This window comes from Quadrisphaera sp. DVD1, assembly GCF_058932755.1.
In genome coordinates this window covers 36,574-51,502 of record NZ_JBZYWI010000003.1, presented here as the reverse complement: position 1 = coordinate 51,502, position 14,929 = coordinate 36,574, and the positions used below count along the sequence as shown (strand labels likewise).

Annotated in this window: 16 protein-coding genes; 10 read left to right on the top strand and 6 right to left on the bottom strand. The window is 74.5% G+C overall.

Translation table 11 applies throughout. The features are described 5' to 3' along the window. The 6 genes from AC5FZL_RS00880 to AC5FZL_RS00855 all read left to right on the top strand — a co-directional run. On the top strand, nucleotides 1-717 hold a 717-nt coding region (locus AC5FZL_RS00880), incomplete at its 5' end, for a CheB methylesterase domain-containing protein (protein ID WP_493616672.1). Then, on the top strand, nucleotides 714-1,538 hold the full coding sequence (locus AC5FZL_RS00875; RefSeq protein WP_493616671.1) for a CheR family methyltransferase: 825 nt from the start codon (nucleotides 714-716) through the stop codon (nucleotides 1,536-1,538). The genes AC5FZL_RS00880 and AC5FZL_RS00875, both read left to right, overlap by 4 nt. 1 nt (nucleotide 1,539) lies before the next feature. Further along, nucleotides 1,540-1,923: a response regulator gene (locus AC5FZL_RS00870; protein WP_493616670.1), complete on the top strand. Its 384-nt coding sequence runs from the start codon at nucleotides 1,540-1,542 to the stop codon at nucleotides 1,921-1,923. Next, nucleotides 1,920-2,435, top strand: coding sequence for a chemotaxis protein CheX (locus tag AC5FZL_RS00865; RefSeq protein ID WP_493616669.1), 516 nt, complete (start codon nucleotides 1,920-1,922; stop codon nucleotides 2,433-2,435). Before AC5FZL_RS00870 ends, AC5FZL_RS00865 begins: the two co-directional genes overlap by 4 nt. After that, a complete protein-coding gene (locus AC5FZL_RS00860; protein ID WP_493616668.1) occupies nucleotides 2,432-2,794 on the top strand; it encodes a response regulator in 363 nt (120 codons plus the stop codon). The genes AC5FZL_RS00865 and AC5FZL_RS00860 overlap by 4 nt, the downstream gene beginning before the upstream one ends. A gap of 25 nt (nucleotides 2,795-2,819) precedes the next feature. Next, the gene (locus tag AC5FZL_RS00855) at nucleotides 2,820-3,299 is read left to right on the top strand and encodes a hypothetical protein (RefSeq protein WP_493616667.1); all 480 of its coding nucleotides are present in this window, start codon (nucleotides 2,820-2,822) and stop codon (nucleotides 3,297-3,299) included. Between the two features lie 485 nt (nucleotides 3,300-3,784). Here the strand turns inward: AC5FZL_RS00855 and fliW are convergent, their stop codons facing one another. The 4 genes from fliW to AC5FZL_RS00835 are packed head-to-tail and all read right to left on the bottom strand — an operon-like array spanning nucleotide 3,785 to nucleotide 7,098. Continuing rightward, nucleotides 3,785-4,201: a flagellar assembly protein FliW gene (fliW, locus tag AC5FZL_RS00850; protein ID WP_493616666.1), complete on the bottom strand. Its 417-nt coding sequence runs from the start codon at nucleotides 4,199-4,201 to the stop codon at nucleotides 3,785-3,787. Continuing rightward, nucleotides 4,198-5,145, bottom strand: coding sequence for a flagellar hook-associated protein FlgL (flgL, locus tag AC5FZL_RS00845; protein ID WP_493616665.1), 948 nt, complete (start codon nucleotides 5,143-5,145; stop codon nucleotides 4,198-4,200). The genes fliW and flgL overlap by 4 nt, the downstream gene beginning before the upstream one ends. A 2-nt stretch (nucleotides 5,146-5,147) precedes the next feature. After that, on the bottom strand, nucleotides 5,148-6,608 hold the full coding sequence (gene flgK / locus AC5FZL_RS00840; RefSeq protein ID WP_493616664.1) for a flagellar hook-associated protein FlgK: 1,461 nt from the start codon (nucleotides 6,606-6,608) through the stop codon (nucleotides 5,148-5,150). Nucleotides 6,609-6,618: 10 nt separating this feature from the next. Beyond that, nucleotides 6,619-7,098, bottom strand: a complete 480-nt coding sequence (locus AC5FZL_RS00835) for a flagellar protein FlgN (RefSeq protein ID WP_493616663.1) — start codon at nucleotides 7,096-7,098, stop codon at nucleotides 6,619-6,621. A 169-nt stretch (nucleotides 7,099-7,267) separates the two neighbouring features. Between AC5FZL_RS00835 and AC5FZL_RS00830 the strand changes: the two genes are divergently transcribed. Next, on the top strand, nucleotides 7,268-8,161 hold the full coding sequence (locus tag AC5FZL_RS00830) for a sigma-70 family RNA polymerase sigma factor (protein ID WP_493616662.1): 894 nt from the start codon (nucleotides 7,268-7,270) through the stop codon (nucleotides 8,159-8,161). A gap of 34 nt (nucleotides 8,162-8,195) precedes the next feature. On the opposite strand, the gene AC5FZL_RS00825 is transcribed toward AC5FZL_RS00830, so the two are convergent. Beyond that, nucleotides 8,196-8,978 carry a hypothetical protein gene (locus AC5FZL_RS00825; protein WP_493616661.1) on the bottom strand — a complete coding sequence of 261 codons (783 nt, stop codon included), beginning with the start codon at nucleotides 8,976-8,978 and terminating at the stop codon, nucleotides 8,196-8,198. Between the two features lie 119 nt (nucleotides 8,979-9,097). Next, nucleotides 9,098-9,559, bottom strand: a complete 462-nt coding sequence (locus AC5FZL_RS00820; protein ID WP_493616660.1) for an FAD synthase family protein — start codon at nucleotides 9,557-9,559, stop codon at nucleotides 9,098-9,100. Between the two features lie 207 nt (nucleotides 9,560-9,766). Between AC5FZL_RS00820 and AC5FZL_RS00815 the strand changes: the two genes are divergently transcribed. From AC5FZL_RS00815 to AC5FZL_RS00805, 3 genes are read left to right on the top strand one after another with little or no spacing between them, the layout of a single operon-like run. Further along, nucleotides 9,767-11,650: a glycosyltransferase gene (locus AC5FZL_RS00815; protein WP_493616659.1), complete on the top strand. Its 1,884-nt coding sequence runs from the start codon at nucleotides 9,767-9,769 to the stop codon at nucleotides 11,648-11,650. A 26-nt stretch (nucleotides 11,651-11,676) separates the two neighbouring features. Next, complete coding sequence (locus AC5FZL_RS00810) at nucleotides 11,677-12,846, top strand: hypothetical protein (RefSeq protein WP_493616658.1); 1,170 nt, start codon at nucleotides 11,677-11,679, stop codon at nucleotides 12,844-12,846. 45 nt (nucleotides 12,847-12,891) lie between these two features. Further along, on the top strand, nucleotides 12,892-14,901 hold the full coding sequence (locus tag AC5FZL_RS00805) for a glycosyltransferase family 2 protein (protein ID WP_493616657.1): 2,010 nt from the start codon (nucleotides 12,892-12,894) through the stop codon (nucleotides 14,899-14,901). Nucleotides 14,902-14,929: the final 28 nt, after the last annotated feature.

Sequence of the window (14,929 nt, the reverse complement as noted above, 5' to 3'; positions counted from 1 at the left end):
GGCCCGGTGGCCGCTCCCGCCCGCGCGGCCGCGGCGCCGGCGCCCCAGGTGCCGGCACCGGCGCGCACCGGGCAGCGCAAGAAGCCCGCCGTCCTCGTGATCGGCTCCTCCACCGGCGGTCCGGAGGCCCTGTCCAAGGTCCTGCCGCTGCTGCCGGCGTCGCTGCCGGTGCCGGTCCTCCTGGTCCAGCACATGCCTCCGGTGTTCACGACGCAGTTCGCCCAGCGGCTCGACCGCCTGTGCGCGCTGCAGGTCGTCGAGGCCGTCGACGGCACCCCGCTCGTGCCCGGCGTGGTCCACCTGGCCCCCGGCGACTTCCACCTCACCGTGACCTCCGGCCGGGGCGGCCGTCGCACCGCGCTGAACCAGGGCGCGCCGGAGAACTTCTGCCGCCCGGCCGTCGACGTCCTCTTCCGCTCGGCCGTCGCCGCGTACGACGGCGCCGTGCTGGCCGTCGTCCTCACCGGCATGGGCTCCGACGGGCGCATCGGCGCCGGCCAGATCCGCGACGCCGGCGGGTACGTGATCGCCCAGGACCAGGCCACCTCGGTGGTGTGGGGGATGCCCGGCGCCGTGACCCAGGCCGGCTTCGCCGACGAGGTCCTCCCGCTGGACCGCGTGGCCGAGGCCGTCCAGCGGAACCTGCCCGCGGCCCGCCCCCTGGCCACCAGCCCGAGCCCCGTTCCCCACGCCGCGACCTCTGGAGGTGCGCGGTGACGCTGACCGCGACGAGCTTCGACTGGGTGCGCCAGCTGGTGCACCGCGAGAGCGCGATCGTCCTGGCGCCCGGCAAGGAGTACCTCGTCGAGGCCCGCCTGCTGCCGATCGCCCAGAAGATGGGCCTGGCCGGGGTCTCCGAGCTGGTGGAGTCCGTGCGCACGCGCCCGGACCCGGCCAGCACCCGGCGCATCGTGGAGGCCCTCACCACCAACGAGACCTCCTGGTTCCGCGACGGCGACCCGTTCACCGCGCTGACCTCGACGGTCATGCCCGCGCTGCTCGCAGCCCGCGGCCCGGTGGAGCGGCTGCACATCTGGTCCGCGGCCTGCTCGAGCGGCCAGGAGCCGTACACGATCGCGATGCTCCTGCAGGACTCGCTGCCGGCCGCGGCCAGCCGCGTCTCGATCACCGCGACGGACCTGTCGCGGGAGATGGTCGAGCGCACCCGCGCCGGGCGCTTCAGCCAGCTGGAGGTCAACCGCGGCCTCCCGGCGCCGATGCTGGTGCGCCACTTCACCCGCGCCGGCAACGAGTGGGAGATCGCGCCGGCCCTGCGCCGGATGGTCAGCGCCAGCGAGTGCAACCTCGCGGCGCCCCTGCCGCGGCTCGGGACGTTCGACGTGGTCTACCTGCGCAACGTGCTCATCTACTTCGACCTGCCCACCAAGCAGGGCATCCTGCGCCGGGTCCGCCAGCTCATGCGTCCTGACGGATGGCTGTTCCTCGGCGCTGCAGAGACGACCCTCGGGGTCGATGACAGCTGGGAGCGGGTCGTCGTCGGCCGCAGCTCCGCCTACCGCCCGGTGAGAGGGGCTTGACGTGCGTGCACTGGTGATCGACGACTCGCGCGCCATGCGGCGCATCGTCGGGGGGATCCTGGAGGGCCTCGGCTACGAGGTCGCCCAGGCCGGCCACGGCCGGGAGGCCCTCGACGCCATGGACGGGGGCTACGTCCCCGACCTGGCCTGCGTGGACTGGAACATGCCCGTGATGGACGGCCTCCAGTTCGTCTCGGCCGTCCGCTCCAACCCGGCCTGGCGCTCGGTGACCCTGATGATGGTCACCACCGAGAGCGAGCACGGCCAGATCGTCAAGGCCCTGGCCGCCGGCGCCCACGAGTACGTCATCAAGCCGTTCACGGCCGACGCGATCCGCGACAAGCTCGCGCTGCTCGGGCTGCTGCCGGTGGAGGTGACCGCATGAGCGCCGCCACCACCGGAGCCACCCGGCCGACGATCGACGAGCTGCTCGACGCCGAGACGGTCCGGTCCATCGCCGACGAGGTGTGGCTGGCCCTGGTCGGCGAGGACGAGGTGCTGCTGCCCCTGCCGGCGCCGGCGCCGGAGCAGCCCGTCAGCGCGTGGGTGGAGGTGGTCGGCCCCTGGAACGGGACCGTCGTCCTCACCTGCGCGCGCGCCACGGCGGAGGAGCTCACCCGCTGCGTGCTCCGGGCCCACCCGCCCGAGCACGTCGAGGACGAGGACGTCGAGGACGCCTTCGGCGAGCTCGCCAACGTGCTCGGCGGGAACGTCAAGTCCGTCCTGCCCGGTCCCGCCGCTCTCGGCCTCCCCGAGGTCGGCCCCACCCCGCCGGCCGGCTCCCCGGCCGACACCTGCCGCGTCGACGCCCAGTGGCGCGGCCAGTCCCTGACCATCACCGTGCAGGGCGCCACCAGGGCGCCGTCGCACACCGAGCGGAACGAGGTGCCGCTGTGAAGATCCTTGTCGCCGATGACAGCCGCGTGATGCGGCAGATCGTCATCCGCACCCTGCGCCAGGCCGGCTACGACGGCCACGAGGTCGTCGAGGCCGAGAACGGCCGCGACGCCCTCGAGAAGGTCGGCTCCGAGCAGCCCGACCTGGTCCTCTCGGACTGGAACATGCCCGAGATGACCGGCATCGAGTGCCTGCGGGCGCTGCGCGCCTCCGGCTCCGACGTGCCGTTCGGCTTCGTCACCTCCGAGGGCAGCGACGAGATGCGCTCCACCGCCGCGGCGGCCGGTGCGCTGTTCCTCATCGCCAAGCCCTTCACCCCCGACGCCTTCGACGCGGCGCTCGCGCCCGTCATCGGCTGACCCGCCGTCTGCTGAGGACCCCGCCATGACCACCGCCACCACCGAGCTGCCCCCCGCCAAGGACGTCCGCGACCTGCTCGAGGGCCTGCTGGGCAAGGACTGCGACTTCTCCGACGGCCTGCGGGTCACCGAGCACCCCGCGCTCGTCGGCGTGTACGTCGACGACCACCTGTCGATGCGCGCCCTGGTCGCGTTCGACCTGGCGATGGCCGCCTACAGCGGCGCCGCCATCGGCCTCATGCCGCCGGGCGGAGCCCAGGACGCCGTCGAGGACGGCGAGCTGTTCCCCATGCTGCGCGACAACGCCGCCGAGGTGCTGAACATCATGGCGTCGCTGTTCAACGTGGGGACCGCCCCGCACTTGAAGCTCTACGTCCACTACGCGCCCGAGGAGGCCCTGCCGGCCGACGTGGCCGCGCACCTGGCCTCCCTCGGTGGCCGCGCGGACTGGTCCGTGGCCGTCAAGGGCTACGGCAAGGGCCAGATGTCGGTCGTCCTGACCTGACGTCCCGCACCACCGCACCACCCGCGAGGGGTGGTCCGCCTCCGGGCGGGCCACCCCTCGTCGGCGTCCCCTCCCGTGCGAGGAGCGCGGCCCGGCGCGGGCAGGCCCGGCGCGGGCAGGCCGGGCGGGGGGGGGGGGGGCCCGGGAAGGGGCCGACCCCTCCTCGTCGTGCTCACGGGATCGCGCCACCCGGCGGAACGGGTGGGCGGCCTCAGCGGACGGTGCGTGCGCCGAGCGCGGCCTGGAGGAGCCGGTGGCGGGGATCCCATGATCACGCCGGAGGGGCGGGACGGGGCCGACCCCTCCCCGTCGTGATCACGGGATCGCGCCACCCGGCGGAACGGGTGGGCGGCGTCAGCGGACGGTGCTCGTCGCCACGATGCTCCCCAGACGCCGCGATGCTCCTCCCGTGCCGCTCCTACCGGCCCGGGGAGGGCTTTCGGAGCGGCACCGGAGGAGCATCGTCGGTGGTGCGGGGCGGGGCCTCAGGCGGCGAGCGGCGCCCGCAGCGGCAGGTCGCTGCCGGTCAGCACGACCTGCCCCGCGGTGCGCTCGACCGTGTTGACCACGATCGGGGCGAGCAGGTTCGCCGTGCTGTCGGCCAGGGAGTCGCCGGCGCGCACGACGACGAGCAGGAGCGCGTCGTCGGCGCTGGTCAGGCGCAGGGCGTCCTGGCCGGTCTGGTCCAGCTCGGGGGCGTAGTCGGGGAAGACGGCCGACGGCGCCAGCACCAGCAGCGACACCGCGTCGTCCTCGAGGCTCTGGAGGGAGAACAGCGGGCTGTCCTCGTCCAGGCGCACGAGGGCGTAGCGGGTCAGGTGCTCCAGGCCGGCCAGCGGCAGCACGAACCGCAGCTCGGGGAGGTCGAGGCTCATGGGGCTCATCATGGTCGCTGCGCTCATCGGAGGAAGTCCAGGAGGCTGGGCTGCAGCACCTTGGCGGTGGCCCCGAGGGCCGCCTTGTAGGCGACCTCCTGGGTCTGCAGGTCGACGAGGGTCTTGGGCAGGTCGATCGCCTCGATCTCCGACAGCGAGCCGGTGAGGGCGAGCACGCGGTCGTCCGCCGTCTGGCGCGACTGCTCCACCCGGGCGTACCGGGCGCCCACGCTGGAGAGCTCGCTGGCGACGGTGACCATCCGCTGGTCCAGGTCCTTCACGGACGCCTCCAGGGCGCCCGCCGGGTGGTCCCCGGGGTTCCGGATCTGGTCGGCGATGCGGTCGAGCAGGGTGAACACGGAGATCCGTGCCGGCGTGGAGCCGCTCGCGGCGGCGTCGACGCCGAACACGTCGCGCCCGTCGGAGTCGACGCGCACCGTGGTGTCGGCGGCCACGCGGCGCTCGACCGTGCCGCCGCCCGTGACGCTGCCGGTGCCGGCGCCGGTGTCGGCGAACACGTGGGCGCTGTCGTAGGCGCGCTCGGCGCTGCTCGTGCCGGCGAAGAGGGAGCGGCCGAGGTACTTGCTGTTGGCCTGCTCCAGGACGCTCGCCTTGATGCCCTCGATCTCGATGGCGATGGCCTCGCGCGAGCCGTCGCTCATGGTGCCGGTGTTGAGGGCCTGCAGCGTGAGGGTCTTGGCGTTCCGGAGGCTGCTCGAGGTGTTCTGCAGGGCCGTGTCGATGGACCCGAGCCACCCGAGGGCGTCGTCGGCGCTGCGCGCGTGCTGGGTCGCCGTGCGCATGTCCGCCCTCACCTGCAGGGCGTTGACCGTGCCGGTGGGGTCGTCCGACGGGCGGTTGATCTTCCGCCCGCTGGACAGCTTCTCCTGCAGGTCGCTCATGGCGGTGAGGTTGCGCTGCAGGTTCGCGAGCGTGCTCTCCTGGATGGTGCGGTGCGTGACGCGGGTCATGGTTACCTCCCGACCAGGCCGGTGCGGTTGATGAGCGTGTCGAGGGCCGAGTCCACGGCGGTGAGCACGCGGGCCGCGCCCTCGTAGGCGCGCTGGATGACCAGCAGGTTCGCGGTCTCCTCGTCGAGGGAGACCCCCGCGGAGGCGACCTGGTCGCCGACGGCGGCGGCGAGGGACTGCTGCCCCACGTCCGCGCGCCGCTCGGCGGCCTGCACCCGGACCCCGGTGGCGACGACGTTCGCGCTCCACACGGCGTCCGGGCCCTGGTAGTCGCTCCCCAGCGCGGAGTAGGAGGCGCGCAGGGACGCCATCTGGCCCGGCTGGCCGAGGCGCGCGAGGTCGGCGGCGGCAGACCCGTCGTTGACGCCGGCCCCTGCCCTGGCCGCGCCGAGCTGCTTCGGGTCGGTGAGCGCCAGGTGCAGGTTGGAGGCGGTGAACGCCGTGCCGGCCGGCTGCGTGTCGAAGACGGGGACCGCTGCGGCGCCGTCCAGGTCGCGCGCCCCGGCGTGCAGGGCGTTGACGCCCTTCGCCAGCGAGGCGGCGACGGCGTCGTACTGGTGCGCGGCGTCGGGGAGGATCGCGTTCAGGGCCTCGGTGCTGGCCCTGAGCGAGCCGCCGCTGAGCTGCACGCGGGCGCCGCCCGGCCACTCCAGCCGGACCTGCTGGTCCGGGTCGGAGGGGTCGATCCCGGTCATCTTCGGGGGACCGCTGACGGCGAGCTGCTCGGCCGCGGTGCCGCGGACGAGGGCGTTGCCGCCGAGGTAGACGTCGACCATGCCGTCCTTGGCCGGCACGGAGCTGGCGCCGGTGAGCTCGACGAGCCGGGTGACGAGCTGGTCGCGCTGGTCCATCAGCTCGTTGGGCTCCCCGCCGTTGGTCGTGGCGGCGCGGATCTGCTCGTTGAAGTCGGCGACCGACGCGGCGGTGGCGTTGACCTCGGTGGTCATCGCCACGGCCTGGTCGCGCTCCTGGTTCCACAGCGTCTCCACGCCCTGGAACCCGGTGCGGATCCGGTCGACCGCGGCGGCGGTGGTCTCCAGGACCACGCTGCGCGCGGACAGCTGCTCGGGGTGGTCGGCCACGTCGGACCAGGCCGACCACATCGCCTGCAGCTCGGCGGCCAGGCCGTCCTCGCCGGGCTCGGACATCAGCCGCTCGACGGAGGAGAGGGTCTCCGCCTGCCCCGTGAGGAACGCCGAGCTCGAGGTCTCGCTGCGCACGCGGGCGTCGAGGAAGGCGTCGGCCAGGCGGGTGGTGCCGGCCACCTCGACGCCGTTGCCGTTGAGCCTCGACGCGGAGAACAGCGACTGGACGCCGGGGGCGACCAGCGACTGCAGCTCGGCGCGCTGGCGCGTGTAGCCGACGGTGTTCGCGTTGGCGATGTTGTTGCCGGTGACGTCCATGGCCTTGCGGTGGGACTGCAGGGCGGACAGGGCGGTGGAGATGCTGCCGAAGCTGCTCATGTCAGGGCGCTCACAGGGCTCGGTCGACGAGGTGGGCAGGGGCCGGCGAGCTCGCGCGGCCGGGAGGGGCGTAGGTCTGCACGCCGCCGCCGAGGCTGAGCAGCGTCTCGTGGGTGGCGCGCTGCGCGCTGGCCAGCACGTCGCGGTTGGCGGCGGCGACCGCGGAGATCTCCGTGGTCAGCTCCAGCAGCGCGTCGCGGTGGGCCAGGAGCAGGTCGCGCCAGGGCTCGGGGGAGGCGTCGGCGAGGGCCTGCAGGCTCGGGCCGGGCGGCAGGGCCAGGGACGCCGCGTAGGCGTCGACCTGGACGGCGCGCAGCAGCTCGCTGTCGCGCAGCTGCCCCAGCACGACCTCGACCTCGCGGGTGGCGTGCGCCAGCCAGCGGGTGCGGCCGCTGGCCAGCACCATCTGCTCCTCGTCCAGCTTGAACAGCAGCAGCTCCAGCTGCTCCCGCTCGCGCCAGAGCACGTTGGAGACCTCGGCGACCCCCATGCCCACCTCCGCACCTCGTCGTGCCCTCGTCGGGCCCAGTCGTCCTCTGCCGCTCCCATCGGCGCCGGGGCCGGGGCGATGAGGGTTTCCGGGGTGGGGACGAGGCCCGTCCGTGGCGGGGTCCTCCGCCCGGCTCAAGGTTCTCCGGGGAACGGCCGACACCTCCTCCGTGCCTCTCCACACTCCCCCCGCCCGAGCCCAGCGCGACCGCGCCGGCGTCGAGGAGCTCGTCCGCTCCCACCTGCCGATCGTCGGCTACCAGGTGAGCGAGACGATGGCCCGCCTGCCCGGTCACGTGCACCGCGACGACCTCGTCTCCGCCGGCCTGGCCGCGCTGGCGCAGGCGGCCACCGCCTACGACGCGAGCACGGGCGTGCCCTTCGGCCGCTACGCCACCCTGCGCATCCGCGGCGCGCTGCTCGACGAGCTGCGCGGCATGGACTGGGCCCCGCGCGGCGCGCGCTCCCGCGCCCGCGCGCTGGCCGGTGCGGAGGAGAAGCTGACCGCCCAGCTGGGACGGCGTCCGGACAAGGCGGAGCTCGCCGCCGCCATGGGGTGCGCCCCCGAGGACGTCGACGCCGTGCGCAACGAGGCCGAGCGGAGCCTGCTGAGCCTGGACGCCTACGACGGCACGCTGTCCGACGCGCTGCCCCAGCAGGGGCCGGGGCCGGAGGAGCAGCTGCTCCAGACCGAGCAGGTGCACTACCTCAACGCCGCCGTCGGCGCGCTCCCGGAGAAGCTGCGCGTGGTCGTCACGGGCCTGTTCCTCGAGGACCGCCCGGTCGCCGAGCTGGCCGCCGAGCTCGGCGTCACCGACTCGCGGATCAGCCAGCTGCGGGCCGAGGGCCTGGCGCTGCTCAAGGACGGCATGAACTCCCAGCTCGACCCGCAGCTGGTGACCCCGGCCGCGAAGCCGGGCAGCGTCGTCGACCGCCGCCGCCAGGCGTACTACGCGGCCGTGGCCGCCCAGGCCGCTGCGGCTCCGGTCGCCGCGGCTCCCCCCGCGCACCAGCCGGCCCCGGCGGTGCCCGCACCCGCTCGCCGCATCGCGTCCATCGCCTGAGCGGAGGCGTGTCCCCGGGCACCGGATCGGGGCCTCACTGCCCGACGCGGTAGCCGTCCTCGGGGGTGACCACGAGTGCGCGGTTGACCAGCACCTGGTCCTGCGGCCAGGAGGACATCAGCGACGCTGCGAGCATCGCGTGCAGGCGCTCGCAGCAGAAGCTGAGCACCCGACGCTGGTAGCCCTCGCGCTGCACCTCCACGCTCGCCACGAAGGCGTCGGTGACGGCTTCCAGCGCCTCGAGCACGAGCACGAGCCACTGCGCCGGGTAGACGCCCACGCTGGGCGCCGCGACGAGGACGTCCTGCCCCAGGAAGTCCGAGACCGCGCGGCCGTCCACGACGCCGAGGTCGGTGGCGATGGCCATGAAGAAGAGCAGGTCGCGGGTCACGTGGACGCGGCCGTACTGGCTGACGACGGGCATGCCCAGGTCGATCGGCGCCGGCAGCACGATCGTGCCGTCCGGCGGCAGGAAGACGTCGTCCGGCAGCTGCGCGAAGGTCTGCGGGTCGACCACGGTGTAGGCGTCCGATGGCGCCCCCACCGGCCGGGTGACCGCGAACCGGCGGTAGTGGCCGATGCCAACCGTGCGCTGGCCCTCCGAGGGCTCGCCACCGGCCCAGGAGTCCTGCAGCAGCCGGCGGACGCCGAACAGCGTGGCGTACTCGCCCAGGGAGCGGCCTCGGCCGGCCAGCTCGGGGTAGCGCGCGGACAGGTCCGTGACCTCGTCGCCAAGCCCCCCGGTCTCCGAGACGACCTCCATGAAGGCCGGCACGGGCCACTCCAGGGGGCGGTGCGTGGCGCAGAAGTACCTCAAGAACCCTCCTTCGGCTCCCGGCGTCGGCCGGCCGCCCACCCTAGGCACGGGCGCGCGCCGGCCGGCGCCTCCCACGCCGGGCGCGGGAGGCGCCCGGTCGGCCAGGAGGAGGGGGAGGGTCAGGCCCCCGGGGCGGCAGCGCGGTCCAGGACCGTCTGCTTGATGCGCGTGGTGGAGGGGCCCGCGACCGGGCGGTGCAGGTAGACCAGCACGATGCCGTGGTCGTCGAGCCACTCCTGCGTGAACCCCATCTGGGCGTGGTAGTCCTTCGGCGGGGCCCAGTCGACGCCGATGGCGAGGATCCGGGGGGCCACGGAGAGGATCGCCGGCCGCGAGTCGGGACCGTCGGTGTTCGTCACCACGCGGCTGACGTACCGGCAGGACTCCAGGACCTCCTTGCGGTCCGCGAAGGAGACGATCGGCGGGCGGCCCTTGAACTGCTCGATGAACTCGTCGGTGTTCAGGCCCACCACGACCTCGCCGCCGCCGGCCAGGTGGTGGCACTGGCGCAGCAGCTCCACGTGCCCCTTGTGGAAGAGGTCGAAGGTGCCACCGGTGTACACCCGGATCGAGCTGTCCATGGTCGTGCTCCCTCGGCTGTCCTGATGGCCCGCGCGACGGGAGCGGACCGGTGACGCCTGCATCGGAAGGTCTGGGCCCCGGCTTGAGCCCGGTCCTGGCGGCGGAACGGTCACCCGATCGGGTCAAGATCGGCCACGGTGCCGCCGATGGGGTGGGTGCGCCCCGGCACGACCGCCGGGCGCCTACCGCATCCCACGGAGGACGAGATGGTCGCGAGCGCCGGCGAGCGGGCGAACCTCTGCCTGGTGCGCCCGTCGGGGTTCCTCCACGCCGAGGCCCTGCGGGATCCGCTCCTGCACCTCCGACACCAGCTCGAGCAGCTCGGGGTCCGCACGACCGTGGCGGAGAACCACCTGCGCCCCGACGCCGTGAACTACGTCTTCGGGGCCCACCTCGGGTTCGACCCCGAACTGGCCCGCCGGTTCCCCTGCGTCGTGGTGAACCTGGAGCAGCTCGGAGAAGGCGGGGCCAGCGTCCCGCCCGCCTACCTCGACCTGCTCAGCGGGAACGCGGTCCTCGACTACCACGAGGGCAACCTCGCCGCCTACGCCGGCGACCGGACGGTCCCGCTGATCACCTTCGGACACGGTCCGCACCTGGCGCCCCGCGGGCCCTTCGTCCCGCTGGAGGCGCGGCCGCTGGACCTGCTGTTCGTCGGCAGCCTGCTGCCCCGGCGCCGCGAGCTGTTGGACCGGATCCGCTCGGCCGGCGTCGACGTGACCGCCCCGGACCGCCCGCTGTACGGCCCGGAGCGCGACCACCTCATCGCCAGCGCCAAGGCCGTCGTCAACCTCAGCGCCTACGACACGGCCCGGTTCGAGCAGGTGCGGGCCTCGCTGGTGCTCTCGATGGGCACACCGCTGGTCTCACAGCGCCGTCCGCTCACCGACGCCGGGGCACGGGCCTACGAACCGTTCGTCCAGTGGTTCGACGAGGACGGCCTAGAGGAGTGGTTCGGCGACCGCTTCGCCACGCCGGAGTACTTCGAGCGCGCCCGGCGCGCCCTCGCGGCGTTCACCGGCTTCGACCAGTCCGCCTCCGTGGCGGCGCTCTGGGCCGAGCACCGGCTGCTGCTGCCCCTGGAGCGCCGTTCCAAGGGCCCCCGCGTCCCGGCTCCGCGCGCGGCGCCGGCGGCCGACGAGCCCGTGCCGGGCGTGCCGGGGGCCGCCGCACCGAGGGTCTGGTGCCCCGGGCCGCTGGGCAGCGCGCCCCGCGTCAGCGTCGTGGTGCCGCTGTTCAACCGCGCCGACCTCACGGTGGAGTGCCTGGCCGCACTGGCCGAGCAGACCCCTGGTCACCTGTACGAGGTCATCCTCGTCGACAACGGCTCCACCGATGCCACGCAGGAGGTCCTCGCCGGCCTGTCCGGGGACGTCACCGTGGTGACCAACCCGGTCAACCTCGGGTTCGCGACGGCCTGCAACCAGGGCGCCGCTCGAGCCCGCGGTGACGTGGTGCTCTTCCTCAACAACGACGTCGTGGTTTCCGAGGGCTGGCTCGAGCCGCTGCTGGCCGTGCTCGACGAGAGTCCCACCACGGGAGCCGTGGGCAGCCTGCTGCTCTTCCCCGACGGCAGCGTCCAGCACTCGGGCGTGGTGGTCATCGACCACCCCGACTGCCCGTTCGAGCCGATCCACGTCAACTACCGCAAGGCCCCGCAGAAGCTGCAGGTCCACGAGCCGTGCACCTACCCCGCCGTCACCGGTGCCCTCATGGCCGTGCGGCGCGAGGCCTTCGAAGCAGTGGGCGGGTTCGACCAGGGCTACTGGAACGGCATGGAGGACATCGACCTGTGCCTCGCCCTGCGCGAGGCCGGCTGGACCATCGCCTACCAGCCGCGCTCGGTCGCCCTGCACTACGAGTCCCAGAGCGGCCCGGAGCGCTTCGCCCAGGCCGACCGCAACGTGCGCCGCTTCGTGGCCAGGTGGCTCCCGCGGATGGTGCCGGACTTCCTGGCGCACGGCGGGGTCGAGGTGCACCCGGCGCAGGAGTCCTTCGCCGCGGCCGAGCGCTGGCGACGCAGCGTCGACGACGTCTGGCGCGATCCCGGTCCCGCCCCCGCCCCGCGCACCGTCACCGCCGCGGTCTGACCCGACCACCCGACCTGGAGGTTCCCGTGCTGCTCAGCGCCGTCTTGGTGGCCGACACCCGGCCGACCGCGGTCGAGGCGGCCGTCACCGCCCTGGCCACCGCCGTCGACGTCGTCGAGAGCGCCGGGCACCGGGTGGAGGTCGTCGTCGTCAACAGCTCCACCGACCCGCTGGTCGCCGCCTTCCTCGAGCACGTCGGGGGAGCGGCCGTGCTGGCGCTGCCCGGCGCCGGACGGGCCGAGGCGCTGCTGGCCGGCGCGCGCGCCGCGAGCGGCGACCTGCTGTGGCTGGGCGGCACCGAGTCCGCGCCGGGGCCGCGCTCGCTCGCCGCGCTGCTCGCGGTCGCCGACCGCACCGGGGGAGTGGCGGTCGCAGCCTCCAGCGACCCCGCGCCCAGCGCGGTGATCCCGGCCGACCTGGTCCAGGTGCTCCGGCTCCTGCTCCACGAGGGCCCGGCCCAGCTCGACCTCGTGCCGGCGCTGGTCCGGTGGGCCACCGCCCACGGGGTGCCCGTCGTGCCGACCGCGGACGCCGGCGCCGTGCGCCAGCGGGTCCGCCACCACCGCCCCATCCCGGGCGGTGCCCAGGTCCTCGCGCCCCTCGGCCGCTTCTCGGTCGGACCGGCCAGCTACGCCGGGCCGATGTCGGAGTTCCGCACCTACACCCCCCTCGACGAGATCGAGGTCGGGGGCTACTGCGGCATGGCCGTCGACGTGCGCGTGGTGCTGCCCGGCGGGCGCGTGTACGACCGCTCCGGCGAGGAGCTGGACCTGGTGCTGCGGGGGAACCACCGAGCGGACTCCGCCACCACCTTCCCGATGGGCGTCATCGTGCCGGACGAGCCGTACGACGAGCCTCCCGCCGGCAGCACCGGCGAGCGGCTGACCATCGGTGACGACGTCTGGATCGGCTACGGGGCCAAGGTCGTCGGAACGGTCACCGTCGGCACCGGCGCCGTCATCGGCGCCGGTGCGCTGGTGGTCCGCGACGTGCCGCCGTACGCGGTGGTCGGCGGGGTGCCGGCCCGGGTCATCCGGATGCGTTTCGACGAGGACACGGTCGCGCGCCTGCTCGCCGTCTCCTGGTGGGACTGGCCGGAACCGGTCGTGCAGGGGGCGCACCGCTGGTTCACCCGCCCGGTCGCGGACTTCCTCGCCCACTTCGACCCGGCAGGCGAGGACTCCACGACGGGGTGAGACGGAGGCCCTCAAGGTGGACCGTCCTGCCGCCGATCAGGTGACATGGCCTCTCCCACCGCCGTGATCGTCGTCGACAGCGCGCTCCCCGGGCACTTCCAGCGGACCCTGACCCAGGTCGTCCGCACCACCCCTGGCGACGTGCGCGTCCTCGCCGTCACCGGCCGGCTGCCCCAGCTCCCGCCGTCCGTGGCCCGTCGCGTGCGCCGCGCCGCGCAGCGGGAGGTCACCGCCGTGGTGGAGGACCACCTCGGCGGCGGAGGCCTGACCGTCCTGCTCACCGCCGACGCCGTCGTCCAGGAGGGCTGGCTGGAGCGCGTCTCGCGCCGTGCCCTGCTGAACCCCTCGCACGTGGGTGCCCTCGGCGGCCCCGCGCCGCACCTCCTGGTCTTCCCACCCGCCGTGACCGTGGTCGACGCCGTGCAGGACGACTGGGGCGCCATGGCCGGGGTCTCGCGCCGTTCCGAGCCGGTCCCCACCGGTCCGCTCCCGACGGTTTCCGCGGTGCTCATCGTCAAGGACGAGGAGTCGGTGCTCGGCTCGTGCCTGGACGCCGTCCGTCCTCTCGTCGACGAGATCGTCGTCTACGACACCGGCAGCTCCGACGGCACGGTCGAGCTCGCCCGCGCGGCGGGCGCGACGGTCGTGGAGGGCTACTGGGACAACGACTTCGCGGCTGCTCGCAACCGCGCCCACGAGCACGCCAGCGGCGAGTGGGTGCTGCAGGTGGACGCCGACGAGGTGGCCCAGGGCGACCCGGAGAGCCTCCGCGCGCTGCTGGCCGTCGAGGACGCCGACCAGCTGACCCTCACCATCGTCAACACGCTGTGGTCCGGCGCCACCGAGGGCTCCGAGCACGTCACCGTCCGGATCTACCGCCGGCTGCGCTGCGAGTTCTCCGGTGCCCTGCACGAGCGGACGGTGGCGCGCCCCGGCCAGCCCCCGCTCCGCCAGTCCCCGCGCACCGCGCCCGTGCGGCTGATCCACTCCGGCTACCAGACCACCGTCTTCGAGGACAGGAACAAGCGCGAGCGAAACCTCGACATCGCCCAGGCGGCTGCCGCGTCCGCGGACCCCGGCAGCCCTGAGCGGCTCGCCGCTGTGGGGCACTACGGGCGGTCGCTCCTGGGCAGCGACCGCCTCGACGAGGCCGCCGCCGTCCTGGCCGAGCTGCTCGCGGTGCGCAACGCCTCCCCCGAGGTGCTCGTCGCGGCCCGCGCCGCGGTGTCCGTCTTCCGCCAGCACCGGCGCTGGCGCGACGCCGAGCGCTGGGTGGAGGCCCTTTCGTGGTGCGGCGAGTCCTGGGGCGCCGTCGCCGTGCAGCGCGCCTGGCTGCGCCTGGACCAGGACGACGTCGCCGGCGCCCGCGGGTGCCTGGTGCCCTTCGCCACCACGACCGGTGTCGTGGGAGGCGTGGACCTGTGGGGCGTCCCCTTCGACCAGCTCGAGGTCGGGGCCGTGCGCGCCTGCCTGTCCCTGGCCGAGGGCGACCCCCGGGCCGCCTGGGCGCAGGTGCTCACCGACCTCCGCGAGCACCCCAGCACGGTGGAGTTCGGCCTGGTCTTCCGGGCCGCAGCCGCTGCGGAGGTGCCCTGGTCGGAGGTGCTCGCCGCCGGCTCGGACGAATTCCGCGCCCGGAGCCTGCGCGCCGTCCTCGAGCAGCCGCCCGCGACCGCCCTGGCCTGGCTCGACGCCTACCGCCTCCTGTCCCCGGGGGACTACCGGCCCTTGGTGGCGGGCAGCCTCGTCGCGGCCCGGCAGGACTTCGCCACGGCCCTGACCTGGTCCCTGCACTGCCGCGAGGCCGGGCACGGCGAGCTGTGCCCCCTGCGCTCGCTGGCCCACGACGAGGACCGCTCCCCGGTCGACCGCGCCCTGGCATGGGCCGTGCTGGCCGACGTCCTGGGCGAGCCGGGTGCGCACGAGCAGCTGCTGGCCCTGCGCGCGAGCGTCCCTGGCGCGGTGCGTCCCGTGATGGACCGCCGCGTCGGGGAGCTGACCCCCGGCCTGCTGCAGCGCTCGCCCGCACGGGTGACGGCGCCGGCAGCGCCCTGAGAACTCTCAAGCCGGCCCCCCCGGGGCC